This window comes from Clostridium tarantellae (assembly GCF_009295725.1).
Classification (GTDB): Bacteria; Bacillota; Clostridia; order Clostridiales; family Clostridiaceae; genus Sarcina; species Sarcina tarantellae.
Genome location: NZ_WHJC01000243.1, coordinates 1 through 5,145, shown reverse-complemented (window position 1 = coordinate 5,145; position 5,145 = coordinate 1). Strand labels below are relative to the sequence as shown.

Sequence of the window (5,145 nt, the reverse complement as noted above, 5' to 3'; positions counted from 1 at the left end):
CTTTAAATACTGTCAAGCTATTTTTTAACTATATTGGAATTTTAAATACAATTATTTTAAATTTTTCAACTAATACTATATTTTAATATAAAAATAACTAGGAGGTTTTAAATTGAGTACTATAAATAAAAAAACTAATGTTTTATTTATAATTACAGATGATCAAGGATATTGGTCTTTAGGAAGTTATGGTAATAAAGATGCTATTACCCCCAATTTAGATAACTTAGCTAATAATGGAATAAGATTTGATAATTTCTTTTGTGTATCACCAGTATGCTCTCCTGCTAGAGCTACTATATATACTGGGCGTATACCTTCACAACATGGAATTCATGATTGGTTAAATGATTGGAGTACAGGAGGGGTTCAAACTCAATATTTAAATTGGAAATCAGTTTCATCAGAATGCTCTAATGTTTTTGAATGGAATAATGTTAAACCCACTGAGGAATATTTAAAAGGACAATCCACATTTGTAGATGTTCTTGCTAATAATGGCTATAACTGCGCCTTTAGTGGTAAATGGCATCTTGGAGCAAGTCAAAAACCTCAAAAAGGTTTTAAACATTGGTACTGTCATCAAAAAGGTGGTGGTCCTTATTATAATGCACCAATGTTTAAAGACGGTAATCTTATAAAGGTTAAGGAATATATTACAGATTCTATCACTGATTATGGACTAGAGTTTTTAGAAAATCAAAAAAACTCAAATGAGCCATTTTTCCTAAACTTAAATTATACAGCTCCTCATGATCCTTGGGACAGTAGTAATCATCCAAAAGATTTATTAGACTTATATAACAATTCTGAATTTAACTCCTGTCCAATAGAAGAAAATCACCCTTGGAAAATTCACTGGACTTTCAATGGTAATAATGAACAAAGAAAAGAGGTTTTAAAAGGATATTTTGCTTCCATAACTTCTGTAGACAATAATATAAAAAGAGTTTTAGATAAGCTCAAAGAACTAGGTGAACTAGAAAATACATTAATAATATACACCAGTGATAATGGTATGAATATGGGGCATCATGGTATCTATGGTAAAGGGAATGGTACAAGTCCTGTAAATATGTATGATACCTCTGTAAAGGTACCTTTCTTTGTAACTAAATTTGGTGACATAAAACCTAGAGTATGTAGTGATTTATTAAGTCATTATGATATTAGACACACTCTTTTAGATTACTTAAATTTAGAAGATTCCATAGAAGATGATATTGATTTACCTGGTAAAAGCTTTGCTGATATCTTAAGAAATAAAGATTTAGAAGTAAATGAAGATATTGTAGTTTATGATGAATATGGCCCTACAAGAATGATTAGAACTAAAGAGTTCAAACTAATTCATAGATATCCAGCTGGTCCTCATGAATTATATGATTTGGTTAATGATCCTAATGAAAAAGTAAATTTAATTAATGATTCTTCTAAAAAGACAGTAATTCAAAAACTTAGAAAGGATTTAAAAAGTTGGTTCATTAAATATGTAAATCCTGAAATTGATGGTGCTACCTTACCTGTATTTGGTGGTGGACAAATTGGCTTTGCTGGACTATGGGGTGATGGTCAAGGTCTTTTCAAAAAATATAATACTAATTTTATATTTAGTGGTGACGGCAAATTAAAAAATTAGTATAAAAAAAATACCCATGAAATTTATAAATCTCATGGGTATTTTAAGTTTTATATCTATTTTAAATTAATAACCATACTCCATTTAGGTTTTGAAATATCTATGTCATTTATAATAGGTATAGCTATTTTGTATTTTTTATTTTCATCAACTTTATCTAAGGTCATACTATATAATCCTTTTTCTTCATCCTCTATAGCTGCTGATTTTTGCCCTTCTCTTCTAGCTAAATCATTCATATTTTCATCTAAAATTATCATTTTACTTAGGTTTTTATAATCATACATACCTTTAGATTGAAAGATAACCTTTGTACTGTTTTCATTTAATATAATATCTTTAATAGTGATTACTTCAGTACTATTAACTTTAATTTTACTTCCTATTAGTTCTTTTAGTGGTTTAAATTCTTTCTTTTTATCTATGTTTAAACAATAGGTTACATTATCTAATCCATATCCATCCTTTAATTCTTCCTTTGTAGGTTTTCTAGATATTATTTCTTTTTCATATTGTCCATTTTCTTCTCCTGTTGTTTTAAGTATTGCATATTTAAATCCATTAATATCTTCTATTATAGTTTGATTTTCCATAGTAAGTAACTCAATATACTCACTATTAGATAAATCTCCTTTAATTTGTAACTTTCCATGGAATTCTCCTGAATTTTGCCAGTTACCATCAAAAAGCTTTGCTCTAAAATATTTATTATTATTATCTTTAACTATAAATTGTTCTTTATTTATAACAGAATCATTAAAATTATCTTTTCCTTTTAACAATAAAGTATTTGAAAGCTTTGATATTACTAGCTCATCTACTATTAACTGGCTATCTTTAATGTGAATTTTTTTGTCTAATTTTATTCTTTTACTAGCTTCTTTATTTAAATTAAAGTTAAAATTCCATTTTCCTTTAATATTTTTAAATCCTCTTTCAATAGAAGGAATTTTAACTTCTATATTAGCATTTTCTCCAATATTTAATTCAGCTATATTACACTCTATAACAATTGCTCCCTTATTATCAGAAATTTTTCTTACACTAGTTCCAATAGAATTGATTTCTTTACCATCAATATAAATCATAGGTTCTAAATAAAAGAAATCTCCTTCATTTTTCCCTTCATATCCTTTTAAAAAATTACTTTCTACTGTTACTCCTAACATAAGAATATTATCATCAAATATAGCCTCATCAAGAGTAATTGTACCACTTTTATTTGTTTTAGATTGTCCTATTACCTTTGCAGCTTCTTCAAATTTTTTCGTTGGCTCTCCAAATAATGTGGTGTTAAAACCTTCAAATACCTTTTTTGCTGATGGTATAGCATTTACTAAATCTGGATTTATCACCACCGCTCCTAAAGTAGTTCCAATAGTTAGCCCTGCCACTATGGCACATTTTCTTAATACTTTATTTCTCTTTTTAAGTCTATTAGTTTTTCTTCCTTTTTCTAATGCTTTAGCTACAGTTTTATCTAATGCTTTTGGTACTTTTATGGAATCCTTTAAATCCTTTAAATCTTTATCATTCATAATTACATAACATCCTCTCTCATAAAACTTCTTAACTTTGTTAATGCTTTATTTAAATAAGTCTTTACTGTTCCTATGGGATAATCTAAAACCTTTGAAATTTCACTAACAGTAAGATCATCAAAATATTTAAGAATAATTATCTCCTTATGTTTATGTTCTAAGGAATCTATAGCTTGCCAAATATACATTTTTTCAACTAAATCCTGTTGTTTGCAAGGTATATCCTTTATTGTTACATTATCCTCAAGATAAACTATCCTACTATTTTTTTTAATATAAGTTAAGGTGGTATTTATAAGTATTCTAGTTATCCATGTATTAAAATACTTTGGCTCTTTTAGCTTTTCTATGGAAGTATAAGCTTTATAAATTGTTTCTCCCACTATATCTAAAGCCTGTTCTTCATTTTTTACATAAGCAAAGGCTGTTTTATACAAATTTTCTTTACAGTCATTTATTAACTCTTCAAAGGCTTGTTCATTTCCTTTAATAGCTTTTTTCACTTTAAGTTCTTGTATCATATGATTGTCCTTTCATTCCACGTAGAATAATAATTTGTTGTACATATGTTAGACTAACGAACCCTTAAAATGGTTTTAGTTTTTTTATATTTTTATTAAAATTATTTATTTAACTTATAGAATAACATATTAAAAAAACTATTCATATTATAAAAACATATATAAAGTAAAGGAGTTTTTTAATTGAATAGATTAAATTTACCAAAAATAATTTTATATATAGCAAGACATAATCATAGATATTTTACTAATTTTAGACATGTAGTTGGAGTAGGATTAGGTTTTAAAACTGTTAGAGGATATAACACAGGGGAATTATGTATTCATGTTTTAGTAACTAAAAAAGTACCTTATTGTTGTTTAAATAGAAATGATTGCATTCCAAAAACTTATAAAGGAATAAAAACTGATGTGGTAGAAGTAGGCTTTTTAAGGACTGTTGATTTAACTGATAAAATTAGACCATTACAAGGAGGATATGCCATAAGTCCTCAAGGAAGAAAAGAAAACACAGGCAGTATAGGTTGTATTGTTACTAGTGGAACTTTTTTTAAAGATTATTATATATTAAGTAATAATCATGTTTTAGCTGGAAATAATAAATTTCCTAAAGGAACAAAGATTGTCCAACCTGCATATACGTCAGGTCCACCTATTCAAGAAAATATTGTAGCATCATTAGATAAATTTATACCAATAGATACAAGTGCTACTGGAGAAAATCTTATGGACTGTGCTATTGCTAAATTAGTAGATAAATCTTTAGCTTCTGATATTATAGCTTATATTGGAGAAATTAAAGGAATAGCTACACCTACTTTAGGATTACCAGTAAAAAAAGTAGGTGTAGCTACTGGATTAAATGCAGGTACTATATCCACAGTGGGCGCTAGTGTGCACATTTTTAATGGTGAAGTTTATGAATTTTTTGTTGATCAAATAATATCAACTAATCCTGTTGATAATGGTGATTCAGGTGCATTAGTTTTTAGTGAAAATAATAAAGCTGTTGGTCTTTTATTTAGTGGCTCAGAATTAAGATGTATATTTACAGATATTAAGAAAGTTTTAAAGGCTTTAAAGGTTAATATTTATACTAGATAATATGTTTTATATGATGAAACCATATGCTTAAAAACTAAATTAACAATAAAGAAAAATTGAGGAAGTAAATAACCCCCTCAATTTTTCTTTATATATATTTATTCAATTTCCCTTAGTCTTTCTACAATACTATCCTTACTTACAAATTTATAGCAAAATACTGGCACTATTAAAGCTAGTGTAAACAATATGGGTAAACAAATTAAAACTGGTTTTAACTAAAATTGAGAGAATTCCCTCACCTCAACCGAAGGTAGGTGGGGGATGAATCGACGCAAGAGTTTACTCGAAACGTCAATTATTTCCACTAATAAATTCTATCAAATTAGGTTATAATATA

General features: G+C 27.3%; 4 protein-coding genes. 2 read left to right on the top strand and 2 right to left on the bottom strand.

What is annotated here, in order from left to right:
• Positions 1 to 112 precede the first annotated feature (112 nt).
• On the top strand, positions 113 to 1,639 hold the full coding sequence (locus tag GBZ86_RS12465) for a sulfatase family protein (RefSeq protein ID WP_152891131.1): 1,527 nt from the start codon (positions 113 to 115) through the stop codon (positions 1,637 to 1,639).
• A gap of 56 nt (positions 1,640 to 1,695) precedes the next feature.
• Here GBZ86_RS12465 and GBZ86_RS12460 read toward each other — a convergent pair whose 3' ends face one another.
• Positions 1,696 to 3,177, bottom strand: a complete 1,482-nt coding sequence (locus tag GBZ86_RS12460; protein WP_152891129.1) for a DUF4179 domain-containing protein — start codon at positions 3,175 to 3,177, stop codon at positions 1,696 to 1,698.
• A 2-nt stretch (positions 3,178 to 3,179) separates the two neighbouring features.
• Entirely contained in the window at positions 3,180 to 3,701 is a 522-nt protein-coding gene (locus GBZ86_RS12455) for a sigma-70 family RNA polymerase sigma factor (RefSeq protein WP_152891127.1), read from the bottom strand.
• 183 nt (positions 3,702 to 3,884) lie between these two features.
• Here GBZ86_RS12455 and GBZ86_RS12450 point away from each other — a divergent pair, with 183 nt between their 5' ends.
• The gene (locus GBZ86_RS12450; protein WP_152891125.1) at positions 3,885 to 4,805 is read left to right on the top strand and encodes a chymotrypsin family serine protease; all 921 of its coding nucleotides are present in this window, start codon (positions 3,885 to 3,887) and stop codon (positions 4,803 to 4,805) included.
• Positions 4,806 to 5,145: the final 340 nt, after the last annotated feature.

Bases quoted from the DNA above. Each gene is read 5' to 3' on its own strand.
- GBZ86_RS12455 (WP_152891127.1), bottom strand. From the start codon at position 3,701: ATGATACAAGAACTTAAAGTGAAAAAAGCTATTAAAGGAAATGAACAA.
- GBZ86_RS12460 (WP_152891129.1), bottom strand. From the start codon at position 3,177: ATGAATGATAAAGATTTAAAGGATTTAAAGGATTCCATAAAAGTACCA.